Origin of the sequence: Micromonospora sp. WMMD1274, assembly GCF_049179035.1 — a bacterium.
Taxonomy (GTDB): Bacteria; Actinomycetota; Actinomycetes; order Mycobacteriales; family Micromonosporaceae; genus Micromonospora; species Micromonospora tulbaghiae.
Map to the genome: position 1 here is coordinate 3,167,207 of NZ_JBMHMG010000001.1, position 14,864 is coordinate 3,182,070.

The window sequence follows — 14,864 nt, forward strand, 5'->3', positions numbered from 1 at the left end:
CGCATGGCGAAGTTCGACGATGTCACCCAGTACTTCGATCCCGGCCTGACCCTGACCGTCAAGGGCCGGGACTACCGTGTGCCGCTGCCGTCGGCGGAGCTGGGGTTGTGGTGCCGCACCATGACGGTGGTCAGCGACCTCGACAGCGACTCCACCGAAGAGCAGATGCAGGCCGCCGCCGAGCAGATCGCGAAGCTGCCCCCGCTGCCGGGCCCGAAGACCATGCCGGAGCACCTCCTCGGCGACGTGCACGCCCGCATGGTCGCCGACGGCGTCGAGGATCCGTACATCGAGTTCTGCGCGATGACGGTGTTCTTCTGGATCATGGGCGGCGAGCAGGCCGCCCACCGGTACTGGACCACCGGCGGAGGCCACCCGGAAGCCAGGGGCCCGGACAACCGGGCCTCCCGCCGGGCGAAGAGCACCCGGAAGACCGCTACGGCCGCGGCCAGCGGGACCCCCACACCGGCCTCTACGAGTGGTACGAGTTCCCGCCCGAGATCCGGCAGGAACGGCAGGCGGGGCGGGTCACGTGGGCGCAGATCCTGACCCACTGGGTCCTCGTCGAGTGTGACCTCCAGGACGCCGGCGTCGACGCCGGAGACCCCGACCTGATGCGGTCCCGGTCGTGGCGGTGGCTGGAGGTCCGCATCCTCGGCCTGCTGTCAGCCGACACGCGGCTGTCCAGGGCACTCAAGCCCGATCCGCCCGACTGATTGTGGAGGTGGCCCGTGTCGCTCAAGCTCGGCGAGCTGGTCGCCTACCTCAAGACCGACAACAGTGGCCTGAAGCAGGGCCTGGCGGCCGGGAAGGCCGAGGTTGACGGCTTCACCCGGGACATCAACGGCAAGCTGCGTGACAGCCGTGGCCGGTTCGTGCGCGAGGGTGAGCAGATCGGCCGGGGTGTCGGTGAAGGCCTGGGCCGCGGCGTCAAGGGCCACACCGGCTGGCTGGGGGCCGTGCAGTCCGCGGTACGGTCCCTGGCCAGCAACGTCGGGGAGGCCGGCAGCTGGCTGCGGTCCACCGGCCAGCGCGCCTCAGACCTGTTCGGCATCGTCACCTCAGGCGTGGGGAGCCTGTGGACGTTCGTCACGGTCCTCGGCGCCCTCGCGGCCGGCGCCGCGGTCGCGATCCCCGCGATCAGCCTCCTCGGCGGGGTGCTCGGTTCCCTGCCCGCGCTGGCCGGCGGCGCCGGCGTCGGGATCGGTGCTCTCGCCATCGGCTTCGCGGGTCTGGCTGATCATTTCAAGGAGACGGCGTCTGCTGGTGGGGCGGCGGTCGACCGGACGTGGCAGGTCCACCAGGCGGTTCGGGCCCTCGCTAACGCGCAGCGGGAGGTGCGGGCCAGTCAGGAGGCGTTGACGCGGGCCCGCGCCGCCGAGGTCGAGCGCCTGTCGGACCTGAACCGGGAGCTGCGTGAGGCCCGCCTCAGCGCGGAAGAGGCCGCGCTCGACGAGGAGGACGCCGAGCGGCGTCTCGCTGACGCCAAGAACGCCGTCCAGATCGCCCAGGACAAGGTCAACCGGGCTAAGGCGTCCGGTGACCTGGATGAGGTGCGGCGCGCCACCCAGGAGCTCCTGGACGCGCAGCGGCAGCAGCCGGGCGAGATCCGCCGCGCCGAGCTGGCCTACGAGCGGGCGAAGCTGGCCACCGAGTCCGCGAAAGACTCCGTCGACGACCTGACCGTGGAGCAGCGCCGCGCCGCCCAGGTGGGCGTGGAGGGCTCCGATCAGGTGCGGGCGGCCCGGGAGCGGGAACGCCGCGCGGTCGAGGCCGTGGAGGCCGCTGAGCATGCGCTGGCCGAGGCCCGCAAGCCCGCCGGCGGCGGTGGGGGCGCCGGTCAGGAGCTCACCAGGCTGGCGCCGGCCGCGAAGGAACTGGTCGACACCCTCAAGGCGCTGAAGCCGGCGTGGGAGGACCTGCGCCTGGACGTGCAGCAGCGCCTGTTCGCCGGTGTGGGCGGGGAGGTGCGGGACCTGGCGCGGGCGTGGCTGCCCACCCTGAAAGACAAGCTGGGCCAGTCCGCCGACACCGCGAACAGCCTGTTCAAGACGTTCTCGAAGAGCGCCCAGGAACCGGAGTTCATCAAGAACATCTCGACCGGGTTGGACGCGGTGGACCGCCTGGTCGGCAAGATCGGCAAGAGTCTTGCCGGGCCTGGCGTGGACGCCTGGGGGCGCCTGTCGGCCGCCGCGGCCCCGTTCCTCGACGTGGTCGGTGACGAGGTAGCCGGCCTGGTCGAGGACTTCGCAGCGTGGATCAAGAAGGCCGACGAGTCCGGCGCCCTCGAAGACTTCTTCGAACGTGCCGGTGACTTCTTCCACGACGTGGTCGACATCGGCAAGGACGTCGGCGGGATCATCGGTGAGATCGTCTCCGCGATTTTCACCGACCCGGAGAACGCCGACGGCGGCGACGCGTGGACCGGTTTCAAGCAGACGCTCAAGGACGTGCGGGCGTGGTTTGAGGATCCGAAGAACAAGGAGCAGATCCGGGATTGGTTCCACAAGCTGGAGACCGCCGCGAGGATGCTCGGGAAGATCACCGGTTGGCTGATCGCGCTGATCCTGTGGTTCGACCGGACTGACACGAAGCTACGCGACTGGGCCATGTCGATGAAGAAGCGGGCCGGTGACCTGGTCGACTGGATCGACGACCGGTGGGACAAGCTCGTGCGAGGGGTGGGCCGGCTGCCGGGCCGGATCGGCCGGGCGGCGCGGGGCATGTGGGACGGCGTGAAGAGCAGTTTCCGTTCCGCGCTCAACTGGATGATCGGCCGGTGGAACGGGCTCAGCTTCACCATTGGTGGCGGCTCATTCCATGGCATTCCGGTGCCCTCGCACACCTTCCACACCCCAGACATTCCGATGCTGAAGGACGGCGGTGTCGTCCGGGCCACGCCGGGCGGGCGGATCGTCGGCGTCGGCGAGGGTGGCGAGGACGAGGCCGTGATTCCGCTGTCGAAGCTGAGCAGTGTGCTCGGCGGGATGGTCCGGATCGAGGTGAGCGGGAAGCTGCGGGCGGAGGGCCGGGACCTGGTGCTGGTGCTGCGCGAGGACATCGCGCAGGCCGGCGGGAATGTGCAGAAGCATCTTGGCGAGGAATGACCGTTCCCGGCGCGACGACTCCGCCGGGACGGGCCGAGCAGGCCATGTTTCGTAGGTCTGGTGCGGCCACTGCGGAGGCCGCGGCTGCGGTTGTTTCACCGGCCCAGTGTCGTAACGGCAACCAGAGGAAGAAAAGGGGGTAGCGGTGGCGTATACGGACGGCGACCCCCTGGTGGTGCGGATTCGGATCGCGTTCGGGGCCTCCATTGCTGCCGACCCGAACACGTGGGCATGGACGGATGTCACCGCCTGGTGGCACGCATCCGACGAAATCCGGATCGAGTGGGGGCGTTCACCTGGGGCGCAGCAGGCAGAGACATCGAAAATGTTCTTCACGCTGAAGAATCCTGACCCCCGGTTCACAGCTTTCGACGCCCGATCTCCGTACTGGCCGAACGTCCGAAAATGGACACCCATCCAATATGACATCGACTTAGGTGATGGCTCGGGGTGGCGTAACCGATTCTCCGGCTACATCCGGAAATGGCCGCTGACGTGGCCGGGTGGTTCCGGGAAAATGGCGCTCGCCAAGATCGAAGCGGTGGGTGTACTCGGTCGCCTCGCCCGGGGGAAGCCACCTCGCCGGTCAGCGCTGCGTCGCACCATCGCCGCCACCTCGCCGGTTGTCTACTACCCGGGCGAGGACGGTGTTGTGGCCGGGCAGGCCGGTTCGGAAGTCGCTGGTGCGGGCCCGCTGGCAGTATCCGGCGTGGTCGAGTTCAAGCCGGTCGATGACTACAAGCTCAGCACTAGCACCGTCCGCTATGGCACGTCCGCAGTTCCGGACCTGTCTGGCGGAGGCACGCTGTCGGCGACGTTCCCCGGCATCGCTGCGGCGACCGGCAGCCAGTGGACCGTCCACGCCATGGCCAAGATCGAGCCGTCTAACGCGTCCGACAAGATTGTCGTAATGGAGTGGACGACTCCAGGGGGCACCAGCGGTAGATGGCAGCTGGTGGTCACGAAAACCAGCCGGATCCAGGTGTTCGCATTCGACGCGGCCGGAGCGAGCACAATGGTCGTCGACTACAGCGGTGTCATCATCACTTTCACCAGCATCGCCGTGTCCGCCCAGCAGGTCGGCGGGAACGTCCAGGTGACGGCGCGACAAACCGGTTTCGACCTCGCTACCGGCACCATCGCCGGCACCATCGCCGGGGTCACCTCCATCACCGTCAACGCCACAGGCACCACCTCCACGGCGCCGATGCCCGCCGGACACATCGCCGTCTGGGCCACCACCAACGTCCCTTACCGGACCTCCAGCGCCCAAGACAGCTACGTCGCCGAGTACGTCAGCGAACCGGCCAAGTCGTATCGGCAGGAAGCCGCAGTGAACCGGCTGGCCCGGCTCACCGCCGAGGACGGGGTGCGGCTCACCGCTCCGCCCGTGCCGGCCAATATGGTGACCCGCATGGGTTGGCAGGCACCCGACGTGCCCACCGCCCTCTACCAGGAGTGCGAAGACGCCGACCTGGGCCTGCTGTACGAGACCGGGTTCGGGCTCGGCTACCTGCCCCGGGCCGCCCGCTACAACGCTCCGGTCGCCCTCACCATCGACGCTGCGGTCCGCCAGCTCGGGGCGTCGTTCGAACCGGTCGACGACGATCAGATGCTGCGGAACCGGTGGACTGTGGAGCGCCGGGAGGGCTCCACCGCCACCGCCGAGGACAAGGACTCCATCGACAAGCAGGGCGAGCTGGAAGGCACCAGCAACAACCTCAACCTGGCCACCGACCTGACCCTGCAAGACCAGGCCAGGTTCCGGCTCCGTCTGGCCACCGTCCAGGAGCCCCGCTACCCGAACATCAGCTTCACGCCGAGCAACAGCCGCGGCCTGGCCGCCGCATGGTGCGCCTGCAAGCCCGGCTCCCGCGTTCAGGTGATCAATCCCCCGGCGCAGCACGTACCCGGGGTCGTGGATCAGCTGATCGTCGGGGCGACGGAAATTTACGACGGGCGGCGGTCGTGGAAGGTCACGTTGAACACGGTGCCCGCCAGGCCGTGGGACGTGGCCACGGTCGACGGCCCCCAGCGTGTCGCCGCCGACGGCACCACCCTTACCTCCGACGTCACCGCCGCCGCTCTGTCGGTGCAGATCACCAGCACGGCGGCGAACGGCCGTTGGACCACCAGGCCGGCAGCGTTCCCGCTGGACATGCTGATCGGCGGCGAGCACGTCATCGCCACGGCGATCACCGGCACCGGACTCACCCAGACCGTGACCCTGTCCGCGCGGGCCGTCAACGGGGTCGCCCGGTCGTGGCTGGCCGGCACTCCGGTCACCGTGCTCCGGCCGGCAGTGCTCGCACTCTGACACGACAGGAGACCCCCGGTGCCCCTGTACTCCGGTGACTACATCACCCCTGCTGAGGCCAATGTCGGCCGGCGGGTCGGTGACCCGACGGTCCGCACGTCCGACTCGGCCGCGTTCACAGGGGAAACAGTGATCGATTCGGTCACTGTGCCTGTTGTGTCCGGGCGCACGTACAAGATCCGGTGGACGGTGGCGTGGGGGTCCACCGTCGCTGGTGACAGCGTGTTCAGCCGGATCCGGGTAGACGACCTGGCCGGCGCCCAGTTGCAGATCATGCGGGTCAGTGTCGTCGCTACGGGCGGCGCGGGCACCCGCTGGGACGGCACGGTCGAAGGGGAGTACACGGCCGTGTCTACCGGCAACAAGACGTTCGTGGGTACGGGGGCCAGGGCGACTGGCACAGGGAACATCAGCGCGAAGGCGGCGTCCGATTTCCCGATCCGGCTCTATGTCGAGTGCGTGGCGGTGGGGTGATGGCGGTGACGTTGGTCGGTTGGTGTCCGGGTGGGCGGCCGGTGGCGGAGATGCTGGCCCGCTTCGAAGGCACGGGCGTGGGGCGGATCTTCGTCGGCCCTGGTGATCCGCTGCCGTCGTGGGACGGGCCGGTCCTCGGCCCGCTCGTCGCGGCCGGCGCGGTCGTGCACCTGTCGTACAAGACGAATCCCCTGGCGGACGTGCTGGCCTGGGTGGCCCGCAAGCCGCCGGGACTGCTGCTGAAGCTGACGCGCAGCCACGAGCCGGAGCAGCAGCGCGGCGGCGACCCGACGGTCGCGCAGTTCCACGCCGCGTGGGCGGAGCTGGTGGCGGCGCTGGCCGACGTACCGGGCCGCGACGAGATGCTGCTCGGCCCTGTCTACACCCGGTACTGGTGGGAGAAGCACCCCGGTGACCGGCGGTGGCTGCTGCGTGTGCCGGTCGATTTCGTCGGCTGGGACGTGTACTCCGACCTCGGCTACCGCAGCCCGGCGGATCTGCTGTCGATTCCCCGGCAGGTGGCCGTCGAGACGGGGCTGCCGTATCTGGTGGCGGAGCTGGGGGCGTTGCCGGGTGCGGGGCGGGCGGCGTGGATGCGGGCGATGGTCGCGGCGATCGCGGCGGACGGCGGGCTCACGGCGTGTTGGTACCACCGGGAGGGCTGGGATCTGACGGGCCAGCCGGACCTGCCGGTCTGGCAGGCGATCATCAAGGAGGCGACCGTGACGACTGCTCCACCGAATCTGCTCGCTGTCCGCGCGCTGTTGCTGGCCGAGTTGGGCCCGCACGGCCTGGCTCCGGGCGAGGTGGGCATCGTGGGCGACCCGGCTCACCGGGGCGGGTACCACTGTGGCCGGGACCGGGTGGTGTCCGGCGACTACTCGGTGGTCGAGTCGTCCCGGGACCGGGCCGGCCTGTCGGGCTACGCGTGCGCGTTGGACGTCGGCCAGTTCGAGGTGACCACGCCGAAGGGCCGCTTCGACCTGCCCCACTACTCCCGCTGGCTGGTCGCGCAGTGCGAGGCGAACACGCCGGACACCCGGGACATCCGGGAGGTCATCTACTCCCCGGACGGGCGTACGGTGCGCCGCTGGGACCGCCTCGGCAAGCGCAGCAGCGGCGACGACTCGCACCGCTGGCACACGCACCAGAGCTACTTCCGCGACGCGATCAAGGCGGGCCGGGACCAGACCGCCGTGATCCGCCGCTACCTGGCCGAGATCGGCCTCACCACCAGCGAAGGGACCGCCCAAATGTTCTGCAAGCACGGTGACCGGGGCGAGAACGTGCGCGCCCTCCAGTACGCCCTCCACAACATCGGCTTCCCGGTCGGGACCATCGATGGCGTCTACGGTGACGCGACCGCCGCGGCGTTGAAGAAGGCCGAGGCGTCGATCGGGGTGACCTCCGACGGCAGGACCTACGACGCCGACTCGTACACCCGGATCCAGGCCCTGTTCGTCAAGCGGTTCGCTGGCGGCGGTGCGCAGGGTCCGCAGGGTGAGCCGGGGCCGCGCGGTCCGGCCGGTCCGGAGGGACCGCAGGGTCCGCAGGGTGAGCGCGGCGAGCCGGGCCCGGCTGGCGGTCTCACGATGGAGCAGGTTGCCGCAGAGATGGCCGCCCGCCTGGGGCAGGCACGTGGGTGACCGGCGAGCGCATCAGGCAGGCAGTTCGGGACTGGTGCTGCGTCCTGCTTGGCCTGGGCATCATCGCGCACCAGGCGTTCATCCTGCCTCCGGGCAAGGCGTCGGAGCTGCTCATCGTGACCGGCATGGCGCTGGTCACGGGTCCGGCCCTCGGCGGGGCAGTGCAGCTCCGGCGGGAGGCCAGTGGGGACGCATCTGGCTCTCCGCCGTCGCCCTCGCCGTCGCCGTCGCCATCCTCGTCCTGTCCGCCGTCGTCCGGGGCGGGTGAGCCGTCGTGACGTGGAACGGATGGCGGGTGCTGGTGCTCTGCCTCGTCGCGTCGATGGCATCGGGGGGCGCGGCGATCCTCTACACCAACGCGTCGGCGCGCCAGTCGGAGCAGCAGTGGTGCGAGGTCCTCACGACTCTCGACGACATCTACCGGGAGATCCCGCCTCGCACGCCGCAGGAGAGGAAGCTCGCGGCGGCGATCCACCAGCAGCGCGCGGGGTTCGGCTGCCCGCCGGGCCGGTAGCTACTCGTCGGGGTAGCGGACGCCCTGCCGTCGCATCCGCTCCCGCACCTCCACCGCGTGCCCGGCCGCGACCGCCATGTCCGCGCCGGCCGCCTTCAACAACCTCGCCGTCTCCCCGCTGATCCCCTGCGGATCGGCCAATGCGACCCCCGCCTGGATACCGAGCAGCCGCCCGTCGGTCGTCACCGCGCGGATCGCGGCGATCGCCTCATCGCGGGGCCGGTCGCGGTCGACGCCGGTGCCGTAGCGGCCGGCGACGCCGGACAGCTCGGCGAGGATCAGCCGCTCACGCTGCGGCAACGACGGCACATGCACCATGCCGAGACCGTACCGAGGAGGTACCTCTGATGAGTCGTCCCCGTCCTGTTCTCTACCTCACCATGGCCTTGGCTGGCCTCGCCGCCGTGACCGGGTTCGCCGGCCTCGCCGATCTGCTGCCGAAGGTGGCCATCCTGTGGCTGCTGCTGGTCCAGGCCGTCGCGGTCGCGGTGGCTGGCGTGTACCTGCAGTCGGTGGTGACGCCGCTGTCGGACCCGCGTGACAATGACGGCCGCCGGCTGAGGCCCTCCGGCGCGGGTCGCATCGACGGCCGGTAGGATCGTCGGCGCGGTGCCCCGGTGACGTCCCGGCCAGCACCGACCAACATGCGAGCGGCCCCGTCCTCCTTGGGGAGGGCGGGGCCGTTTTCGGCGTGAGCGTGGGAGCGCTCCCGGAAGGGTGAGGGGGTGGAGCCCTTGCCCCCTCACCCCCAGGTAATCAGGTGGTTGTCCTGGCCGCCGTACCGCACCGCGTACATCCGCGCCGTCGCGGTCAGCGTCTTCTGGTTGCTCTCCGGGGCGATGATCACCCGCCGGTCCGTGCGGGCCAGGTGGCGGATGCCCTCGGCCATCTCGGCGGGGGTCAGGTCCACCCGCTCGGCCAGGCGGGCGATGGCGGTCCAGTCGCGGCCTCCGTGCTGGGTGGCGGCCACGTCGTAGGCCCGGCGGATCTCCTTGGCGGCGTCCTCGGCGGTGATCTCGCGCATGTCCGTCTCCGTTGCTCGGTCTGGGCTGGCTGGCTGGGGCCCGGTTTCCCGGGCCCCTCGGGGCTTTCAGGCGGTGGCCTGCCACTCGGCGCTGGCGGTCCAGCTGCGCTCCCGGTGGGCTTCGCGGACTGCCTGGGCCTGCGACATGTTCGGGTTGGCGCGGAGCTTGTCGAGGGCGACCTGGGTGTCGGCGTCGGCCTCGGCCCGGTGCATCTGGAAGATTCTCTCGCTCTTCTGGGCGATGGTCTTGAGGTTCATCTCTGGCTCCTTCTCTCGCTCCCTTGTGACTTCAGTCTACGGGGATCGGTTGACGTTTGTCAACCAGAATTAGCAGGGAGGGGTAACTTTCTCTGCACGAGGCCAGTTGACGCATGTCAACCGTGCTGCGTACCCTCTACCCATGAGCACCGAGCCCCGCGATCCGCGCATCCCCGACCTCATCTCCCTCCAGGAGGCCGCCGACATCCTCGGCATCAGCAAGCAGGCCGTCCACAAACGCGCCGAGCGTGGCCAACTCCTTGGCGCCCGCGCCGGTAACGCCTGGGTGTTCCGCCGCGCCTTGGTCGAAGCCGCCCGCCAGCCCGCACCGGCCGATCAATAGCCCCACGCACAACAGCGCCCCCGCACCGGCCGGAGCCGAGCAGGGGCGCTTCCCCGTCACTCAGCCGCCCTGCCGGACAGCCCGCACCTCCCGGATCCGCCGCTTCGCCGTCGCCTCCGACACCCCGTACACCTCCATCACCCGGCGCACGATGTCCATGTACTGCACGCCCTGCCGGTCCATCCGGTCGACGGCGGTCTCCAACGTCTCCGGCGCCGATCCCGGATCGGCCAGGTCGAGGTCCACGTCGTGGTCGCGGGGCAGCTCGTCGACGCGGATCCGCCGGCCCCGATGCTCGACGATCCGCCCCCACCAGCCGGTGTCACGATCGGTGTCATCGGTGTCTGACACCGCGCTGACCTGCGCGTTGACACCAGTACCGGTGTCATCCTCGTCGGTGGGGGAGGGGAGACCCCGGCGCTCACGCCACATGTAATGCAATGTGGCTCCGGCGATGTAGATGGCCGCCACGATGGCCAGGGCGATCGGTCCGCCCCACCCCCGGCCGGGTTCCTCGGTAGCGGCGGCGGCGATGGTCGTGGTCAGCATCAGGCAGCTCCGAACAGCAGGGCGGGAAGAGGCGCGACGAGGCTGGTCACGATCTCCAGCAGCGTGCGGGTGAGGTCACCGACGAGACCGTTGGGCAGGTCAGACATCATGCCGAGCAGCGCGGCGACGGTCCACATCTTCCAGTTGATGCGGTACAGCGGGCTCTGCGGCCAGCTCAGCGTCGCGAAGCGGCCGAGTTTCTTGCTGCTCTTGATTGGCAGGAGGCAGCCGATGGCGTAGATCCACAGCAGGCCGATGGCGACGCCGAGGATCGCGTTGACGCTGGCGCCGGCGATATAGGCGCCGCCGGTGGAGTCGAGCAGGCTCTGGATGGCGCCGCCGGCGGCCGCCACGGTCTTCTGGTCGGCCGGGCTTCCGTCGAAGCCCTCCTTCAGGGCGGGGACGGCCATGACGAACGCGAGCCGGTCCCGCAGGCTGTTGGGGCCGATGCTCATGTAGTCGACGATCAGGGCGAGGAGCAGCAGGATCGCGACTGCGGTAGGGGACATGGTGTGTGCCACGTCAGGCTCCGTTCCAGTCGAGCAGGATGGCACCGGTCTTCGGGTCGCAGATTTCCAGCCGAGGCGCGTCCATCGGCTCGTTCTCAGCCGTGCTGGCCAGCCGGGTGAGGGCCTGGAGGAGCCGGTCGAGGGCACCGTCGACGCCCGGGCCTTCCAGGTCGAGCTGGTAGGTGAGGGTGCGCTTGTGCAGCACCTCGTACGCGCCGTCGAAGACGTGCACCCGGTAGATGGGCATCAGGCGTTGTCCTCCGCCTCAAGGTGGGTGAGCACCGGGAACAGGCTCAGGCCGAGCAGCAGCATGCCGCCGGCGGCGACCAGCGCCGAGGTGTGGTGGCCGGTGAGGATCGCGGCGAGGGCGGCGACCAGCTCGGCGAGCACCCCGGCGGTGAGCGCGACGGCGATCCGGGTCCAGTTCACCGGCCGGGGCACGGCGACGACGAACGGTCTCGCGCCGGCGGTGCGGAGTTCGCCGATCCGGTCGGCGAGCTGCGCCAGGCCGTGCGCGGGCAGGGTGACGACGTGTCCGGCGAGGGCGCGGGTCGGCGAGTTCGGGGGGATGTAGCCGCACACGTGGTGGGTAGGGGGCATGATGAGGGCTCCTTCCTTGCGAGGGGAGGACCCGGGGGCGCGGCTCACTGTCCAGGCTGGAGCCGCGCCCTCGGGGCGCTACGGGGTGAGGGTGTCGGCGGGGCGGCGGATGGCGCGGTCGCCGTCGGCGAGGACCGCAGCGTCGATGAGCCGCACGCCGATCATTCGCGCCTCGTCGGGGGTCAGCTCCCGGCCGTCGAGGATGACCTGCGCGGAGGCGGTGTCGACCTCGATCGGTACGGGTGAGCCGAGAATGTCGGCGTTCAGGCGGGTGGGCGTGGCGCCCTGCCGCCAGCGCGTGTAGTTGCGCAGCACGGTCACTGTCCCTTCGTGGTGGTTGTGGCGGCCAGCTCGTGTGAGTGGCCGTTGGTCTGCTGCTGGAGTCGGGTGCGCAGCGTCGACTCCGGGACGTCTTCCGCGCGGGCTGCCGCGCGCTGCTTCTCGCCTGCGCGGACCCGCGCGATCGCGCGTTGCAGGGCTGCTTCGCGCTGCTCGGCGGTGGGCTCCGTGGAGGGTTCGGCGGGGGTGCGCGATACGACGTGGCCGCGCCGCGCGGGGGCGACGTCTACCCGCGCGACTTGCGGTAGTGCCATCTGCGCGGGGATGCGCAGCGCCAGTGGTTCGGGTGCGCGGTGCGGCTGCGCAGCCTGCGCGGCCGTTCCGGCGGGCGGCTGGTCGGGCTGCGCGGAGGCGAACGTTTTGCGCGGGTCGGTGACGTCGAGGGCGAGCCGTCGCCAGTCGCGCAGCGTCGACCACGGCGCGAGCGCAACCCGGATGAGACGTGGTGGTGTGACCGCGACCGGGCCGGGTTGACCGCGTCGGCGGAGCACCTGTCGGCGCACCTCGGCGAGGAGCACTTCGAACGCGATCATCGCGACGACGGGCACGCCTGCGGCGAGGACGACGGTCTGCTTGTCGCCGGCGGAGCGGGTCCAGGCCCAGGCGCCGTTGCTGGCGGAGCTGGCCGCGATCGCGATGGCGGTGGCGAGGCGTGCGAACGTGGCGGGTCGGGCGTCGAGGCTCGCGGCCCAGGACACGGCGGCCATGGCGATGGCCATGCCGTCGAGGACGAGGGCGAGCAGCTGGGGGATGTCGAAGCCTTTGGCGTCGGCGTAGCGGGTTTGTTCGTCGAAGGACCAGACAGCGCCGGCTACCCAGACTGCGGCGATCAGCAGGAGGGCGATGCCGAGGGGGACGTGTCGGGTCCATGGTCGACGGTCACTCATGACGGCAGTATGCCACACTTGCATCGCACGCCACAGTTGCCACACTACGGAGGATGATCGTGCCGGTACTCGCCACGCAGGCCACAGCCGCTACGATCACCACGATGGCCGGCACAGCTGAAGAGCTCGAAGCCCGCCTCGACCGCGGCGACTGGTTGCTCCCCGGCGAGGTGGCGAAACTGCTCGGCATCGACCGGACCACGGTCATCCGCGCCTACCTCAACCCGGACCCGCCGAGGATCCGCTACCGGCGGCGGGCCGGCGCCGGCGGATACCGGGAGTGTCACCCCGACGATGTTCGCCGAGAGCTGAACGCCCGCCGCCAGGTACACGGCGAGTAGCCCCGCTGACGGCGGAGCGCCCCCACCCGTGCGCGGGTAGGGGCGCTCCTATTTATCGGCCAGGGCGTCTATCGGGTCTCGATACCCTGGCCGGCCTGTTGGCACCGCTCGACGTCCCGCAGGCACTCCCTGAGTTCGTCGATCTGGCGCTGGCGGCGTTCCTCCTCGGTGGCCGGCCGCACGGTGCGGGCCGGGGTCTGCTCGGGCCGGCGGTCCGCGCCTCCACCGCCGAGAAGCATCAGCATGACGCCGATGATCACGGCGACGAGGGCGGCTTGCACGGCTGTAGCGCGCCGGGCGCGGCGGGTCACTGGTCGCCTGTCCGCTGGTGGGGGATGCGGGCACGGGACTGCTCGCGGTAAGCGGCGAGAGTTCGGGCGGCGTAGGCGCCGGTTTCGCACTGCCCCGCGGCGCAGGCCTCGCAGCCCTGGTGGGTGGCTACGAGGAACGCTGCGACCGCCGGATCCCCGCCGGGTTCGTACATGGAGGTCACCGGCGGGCTCCTGACGTCGGCATGGGTGAGCTGATGCCGGTGCGGGTGCGCTGGTGGGCCGGCCCCCCGCCCGGCCGGGTTGCCTTCCGCGTGACGCCCGGGCCAGCCGGAAGGTAACCCGCTGTCCAAGCTAGGTCACTCTGTGGCCATTAGTCAAACAGTGCGTGAGGTCTCTCGGCCTACGTGTTGAACTCCTCCCGAAAACGACGAAAACGCATCCCCGCCCCCTGGGGAATTGGGGGCGGGGATGCTGTACTGGTGGCGCCTAGTTGCTCGTAGCAGGGTGCTGGGTGAGCGGAGTGGGCAGCGACCGGATGGCGAGTCTGCGCTGTCCACTCCGCACCTTCGTGTAGATCTGCGTCGACGTGACCGACGAGTGCCGTAGCGCCTCTTGGACGGTCCGCAGCGACGCCCCGGAGTCCATCAGCGTGGTGGCGAACCAGTGCCGGAAGCGGTGCATGTGCAGTCCGGGCAGGCCGATGCGGCGGAAGTGCGCGGCCTGGTGCTGGGATAGCCACCGGCCGGTGATGTCTTGTCCGGAGGGTCCGCGAACGAGCCGGCCTGGTGGCCGGTCCTTGACGTGCTTCCAGACCACCGGGTGGGTGTAGACGATCTCGGGGTCGCCGCCTTTGCCGATGAGCCGGATGTGGTCCTCGCTGACGTCGGCGCGGGTGAGTCGGCAGATCTCGCTGGCCCGCAGGCCTTCGTGGGAGGCGAGGAGGATGGCGGTGTACCAGGGGTCGGTGGAGCGGTTGAGGGCCTGGATGAGTTCGTCGTCGGTGACGGGGTGGGGCAGGCATTTGGGGTTGCGGGGTTTGGCCATGTCGATGCTGGGGTCGCCGTCGAGGTGGCCGCCGGCGGTGGCCCAGCGGTAGAAGCCGCGGATGTGCATGGCGTAGGTGGCTCGGGTCCAGCGGGACCAGCGGGGGTGGGCTAGGAAGTGGTCGAGTTCGTTTACGCTGGCCCAGGCGAGGCCGTAGGGGAGGTGGTCGTGGAGGCGGCGGATGATCTGGTCGCGGGCTTCAATGGTGCGGTCGCTGTGGCCTTTGGCTCGTAGGTGGGCGATGTGCTCGGCGATGAGTTCGCTCATGGCTCGATCGTCGGGGCTGCAACTTGCAGGATGCAATACGCGTAACATATTAGTGACTCTCTGTAGCTGACTTGCTGCGTAACAATCAGTTCGCCGTGCACAGCCTGTTAACGCCGATCAGCAATCTGAGACAGACTCTCCCGCATCGTGGGCGGCCTGAGCACACGCTTTCAGCAGGTCACGCAACTGTTGCTCCCGCCACTGCCGCTCCTCATCCGGCGTCGACAGCCTCACCTGCTGCACGTTGTGCCGCGGTGCCGGCGCGACCAGCTCGGCAACACCCTGAGCGACGAACCATCCCCCTGTGAGCGTCAGCGCGACCAGGTAGACCACGGCGCTGACCGTCCCGGGCCGGCGGCGCCTCACGCCGCGC

Annotated in this window: 22 protein-coding genes; 9 read left to right on the forward strand and 13 right to left on the reverse strand. The window is 70.1% G+C overall.

Features of this window, described 5'->3' with window-relative positions:
• The first annotated feature begins 3 nt into the window (after window positions 1-3).
• From ACN27D_RS14740 to ACN27D_RS14765, 6 genes are all read left to right on the forward strand, one after another.
• Window positions 4-549 (forward strand): DUF7426 family protein, encoded by a 546-nt coding sequence (locus ACN27D_RS14740; RefSeq protein ID WP_421499334.1) that lies wholly within the window; start codon window positions 4-6, stop codon window positions 547-549.
• 182 nt (window positions 550-731) lie between these two features.
• Window positions 732-3,107 carry a hypothetical protein gene (locus tag ACN27D_RS14745; protein WP_421499335.1) on the forward strand — a complete coding sequence of 792 codons (2,376 nt, stop codon included), beginning with the start codon at window positions 732-734 and terminating at the stop codon, window positions 3,105-3,107.
• A 145-nt stretch (window positions 3,108-3,252) separates the two neighbouring features.
• On the forward strand, window positions 3,253-5,424 hold the full coding sequence (locus ACN27D_RS14750; RefSeq protein ID WP_421499336.1) for a hypothetical protein: 2,172 nt from the start codon (window positions 3,253-3,255) through the stop codon (window positions 5,422-5,424).
• Window positions 5,425-5,442: 18 nt separating this feature from the next.
• Window positions 5,443-5,898, forward strand: coding sequence for a hypothetical protein (locus ACN27D_RS14755; protein ID WP_421499337.1), 456 nt, complete (start codon window positions 5,443-5,445; stop codon window positions 5,896-5,898).
• Window positions 5,899-5,903: 5 nt separating this feature from the next.
• Window positions 5,904-7,544 carry a peptidoglycan-binding protein gene (locus ACN27D_RS14760; RefSeq protein WP_421499338.1) on the forward strand — a complete coding sequence of 547 codons (1,641 nt, stop codon included), beginning with the start codon at window positions 5,904-5,906 and terminating at the stop codon, window positions 7,542-7,544.
• Between the two features lie 274 nt (window positions 7,545-7,818).
• The gene (locus ACN27D_RS14765; protein ID WP_421499339.1) at window positions 7,819-8,058 is read left to right on the forward strand and encodes a hypothetical protein; all 240 of its coding nucleotides are present in this window, start codon (window positions 7,819-7,821) and stop codon (window positions 8,056-8,058) included.
• Here the strand turns inward: ACN27D_RS14765 and ACN27D_RS14770 are convergent, their stop codons facing one another.
• A complete protein-coding gene (locus tag ACN27D_RS14770) occupies window positions 8,059-8,376 on the reverse strand; it encodes a hypothetical protein (protein ID WP_421499340.1) in 318 nt (105 codons plus the stop codon).
• A gap of 29 nt (window positions 8,377-8,405) precedes the next feature.
• Between ACN27D_RS14770 and ACN27D_RS14775 the strand changes: the two genes are divergently transcribed.
• Window positions 8,406-8,654 (forward strand): hypothetical protein, encoded by a 249-nt coding sequence (locus ACN27D_RS14775; RefSeq protein ID WP_421499341.1) that lies wholly within the window; start codon window positions 8,406-8,408, stop codon window positions 8,652-8,654.
• Between the two features lie 146 nt (window positions 8,655-8,800).
• On the opposite strand, the gene ACN27D_RS14780 is transcribed toward ACN27D_RS14775, so the two are convergent.
• Together ACN27D_RS14780 and ACN27D_RS14785 are read right to left on the reverse strand one after the other, a co-directional pair.
• Window positions 8,801-9,082: a hypothetical protein gene (locus ACN27D_RS14780; protein WP_421499342.1), complete on the reverse strand. Its 282-nt coding sequence runs from the start codon at window positions 9,080-9,082 to the stop codon at window positions 8,801-8,803.
• 66 nt (window positions 9,083-9,148) lie between these two features.
• Window positions 9,149-9,340: a hypothetical protein gene (locus tag ACN27D_RS14785; RefSeq protein WP_120572301.1), complete on the reverse strand. Its 192-nt coding sequence runs from the start codon at window positions 9,338-9,340 to the stop codon at window positions 9,149-9,151.
• Window positions 9,341-9,482: 142 nt separating this feature from the next.
• Between ACN27D_RS14785 and ACN27D_RS14790 the strand changes: the two genes are divergently transcribed.
• Entirely contained in the window at window positions 9,483-9,683 is a 201-nt protein-coding gene (locus ACN27D_RS14790) for a helix-turn-helix domain-containing protein (protein WP_421499343.1), read from the forward strand.
• 60 nt (window positions 9,684-9,743) lie between these two features.
• Here ACN27D_RS14790 and ACN27D_RS14795 read toward each other — a convergent pair whose 3' ends face one another.
• From ACN27D_RS14795 to ACN27D_RS14820, 6 genes are all read right to left on the reverse strand, one after another.
• A complete protein-coding gene (locus ACN27D_RS14795; RefSeq protein WP_421499344.1) occupies window positions 9,744-10,232 on the reverse strand; it encodes a hypothetical protein in 489 nt (162 codons plus the stop codon).
• Window positions 10,232-10,753 carry a hypothetical protein gene (locus ACN27D_RS14800; protein WP_421499345.1) on the reverse strand — a complete coding sequence of 174 codons (522 nt, stop codon included), beginning with the start codon at window positions 10,751-10,753 and terminating at the stop codon, window positions 10,232-10,234. The genes ACN27D_RS14795 and ACN27D_RS14800 overlap by 1 nt, the downstream gene beginning before the upstream one ends.
• Window position 10,754: 1 nt before the next feature.
• Window positions 10,755-10,988 carry a hypothetical protein gene (locus ACN27D_RS14805; RefSeq protein ID WP_421499346.1) on the reverse strand — a complete coding sequence of 78 codons (234 nt, stop codon included), beginning with the start codon at window positions 10,986-10,988 and terminating at the stop codon, window positions 10,755-10,757.
• Window positions 10,988-11,341, reverse strand: coding sequence for a hypothetical protein (locus tag ACN27D_RS14810; RefSeq protein WP_421499347.1), 354 nt, complete (start codon window positions 11,339-11,341; stop codon window positions 10,988-10,990). The genes ACN27D_RS14805 and ACN27D_RS14810 overlap by 1 nt, the downstream gene beginning before the upstream one ends.
• Window positions 11,342-11,419: 78 nt before the next feature.
• A complete protein-coding gene (locus ACN27D_RS14815; RefSeq protein ID WP_421499348.1) occupies window positions 11,420-11,662 on the reverse strand; it encodes a hypothetical protein in 243 nt (80 codons plus the stop codon).
• Complete coding sequence (locus tag ACN27D_RS14820; RefSeq protein WP_421499349.1) at window positions 11,659-12,567, reverse strand: DUF2637 domain-containing protein; 909 nt, start codon at window positions 12,565-12,567, stop codon at window positions 11,659-11,661. Before ACN27D_RS14820 ends, ACN27D_RS14815 begins: the two co-directional genes overlap by 4 nt.
• A gap of 104 nt (window positions 12,568-12,671) precedes the next feature.
• On the opposite strand from ACN27D_RS14820, the gene ACN27D_RS14825 reads away from it, so the two are divergent.
• Window positions 12,672-12,908: a hypothetical protein gene (locus tag ACN27D_RS14825; protein WP_421499350.1), complete on the forward strand. Its 237-nt coding sequence runs from the start codon at window positions 12,672-12,674 to the stop codon at window positions 12,906-12,908.
• Window positions 12,909-12,976: 68 nt separating this feature from the next.
• Here ACN27D_RS14825 and ACN27D_RS14830 read toward each other — a convergent pair whose 3' ends face one another.
• From ACN27D_RS14830 to ACN27D_RS14845, 4 genes are all read right to left on the reverse strand, one after another.
• A complete protein-coding gene (locus tag ACN27D_RS14830) occupies window positions 12,977-13,153 on the reverse strand; it encodes a hypothetical protein (protein ID WP_421499351.1) in 177 nt (58 codons plus the stop codon).
• Window positions 13,154-13,215: 62 nt separating this feature from the next.
• Window positions 13,216-13,401 carry a hypothetical protein gene (locus tag ACN27D_RS14835; protein ID WP_421499352.1) on the reverse strand — a complete coding sequence of 62 codons (186 nt, stop codon included), beginning with the start codon at window positions 13,399-13,401 and terminating at the stop codon, window positions 13,216-13,218.
• A 265-nt stretch (window positions 13,402-13,666) separates the two neighbouring features.
• Window positions 13,667-14,491: a tyrosine-type recombinase/integrase gene (locus tag ACN27D_RS14840; RefSeq protein WP_421499353.1), complete on the reverse strand. Its 825-nt coding sequence runs from the start codon at window positions 14,489-14,491 to the stop codon at window positions 13,667-13,669.
• A 117-nt stretch (window positions 14,492-14,608) separates the two neighbouring features.
• Complete coding sequence (locus ACN27D_RS14845) at window positions 14,609-14,824, reverse strand: hypothetical protein (protein WP_421499354.1); 216 nt, start codon at window positions 14,822-14,824, stop codon at window positions 14,609-14,611.
• Window positions 14,825-14,864: the final 40 nt, after the last annotated feature.

What these genes read in the sequence shown, in the direction of transcription:
- ACN27D_RS14740 (WP_421499334.1), top strand. Translation starts at nt 4, where the DNA reads ATGGCGAAGTTCGACGATGTCACCCAGTACTTCGATCCCGGCCTGACC.
- ACN27D_RS14770 (WP_421499340.1), bottom strand. Translation starts at nt 8,376, where the DNA reads ATGGTGCATGTGCCGTCGTTGCCGCAGCGTGAGCGGCTGATCCTCGCC.
- ACN27D_RS14775 (WP_421499341.1), top strand. Translation starts at nt 8,406, where the DNA reads ATGAGTCGTCCCCGTCCTGTTCTCTACCTCACCATGGCCTTGGCTGGC.
- ACN27D_RS14780 (WP_421499342.1), bottom strand. Translation starts at nt 9,082, where the DNA reads ATGCGCGAGATCACCGCCGAGGACGCCGCCAAGGAGATCCGCCGGGCC.
- ACN27D_RS14785 (WP_120572301.1), bottom strand. Translation starts at nt 9,340, where the DNA reads ATGAACCTCAAGACCATCGCCCAGAAGAGCGAGAGAATCTTCCAGATG.
- ACN27D_RS14790 (WP_421499343.1), top strand. Translation starts at nt 9,483, where the DNA reads ATGAGCACCGAGCCCCGCGATCCGCGCATCCCCGACCTCATCTCCCTC.
- ACN27D_RS14795 (WP_421499344.1), bottom strand. Translation starts at nt 10,232, where the DNA reads ATGCTGACCACGACCATCGCCGCCGCCGCTACCGAGGAACCCGGCCGG.
- ACN27D_RS14805 (WP_421499346.1), bottom strand. Translation starts at nt 10,988, where the DNA reads ATGCCCATCTACCGGGTGCACGTCTTCGACGGCGCGTACGAGGTGCTG.
- ACN27D_RS14810 (WP_421499347.1), bottom strand. Translation starts at nt 11,341, where the DNA reads ATGCCCCCTACCCACCACGTGTGCGGCTACATCCCCCCGAACTCGCCG.
- ACN27D_RS14820 (WP_421499349.1), bottom strand. Translation starts at nt 12,567, where the DNA reads ATGAGTGACCGTCGACCATGGACCCGACACGTCCCCCTCGGCATCGCC.
- ACN27D_RS14825 (WP_421499350.1), top strand. Translation starts at nt 12,672, where the DNA reads ATGGCCGGCACAGCTGAAGAGCTCGAAGCCCGCCTCGACCGCGGCGAC.
- ACN27D_RS14830 (WP_421499351.1), bottom strand. Translation starts at nt 13,153, where the DNA reads ATGCTGATGCTTCTCGGCGGTGGAGGCGCGGACCGCCGGCCCGAGCAG.
- ACN27D_RS14840 (WP_421499353.1), bottom strand. Translation starts at nt 14,491, where the DNA reads ATGAGCGAACTCATCGCCGAGCACATCGCCCACCTACGAGCCAAAGGC.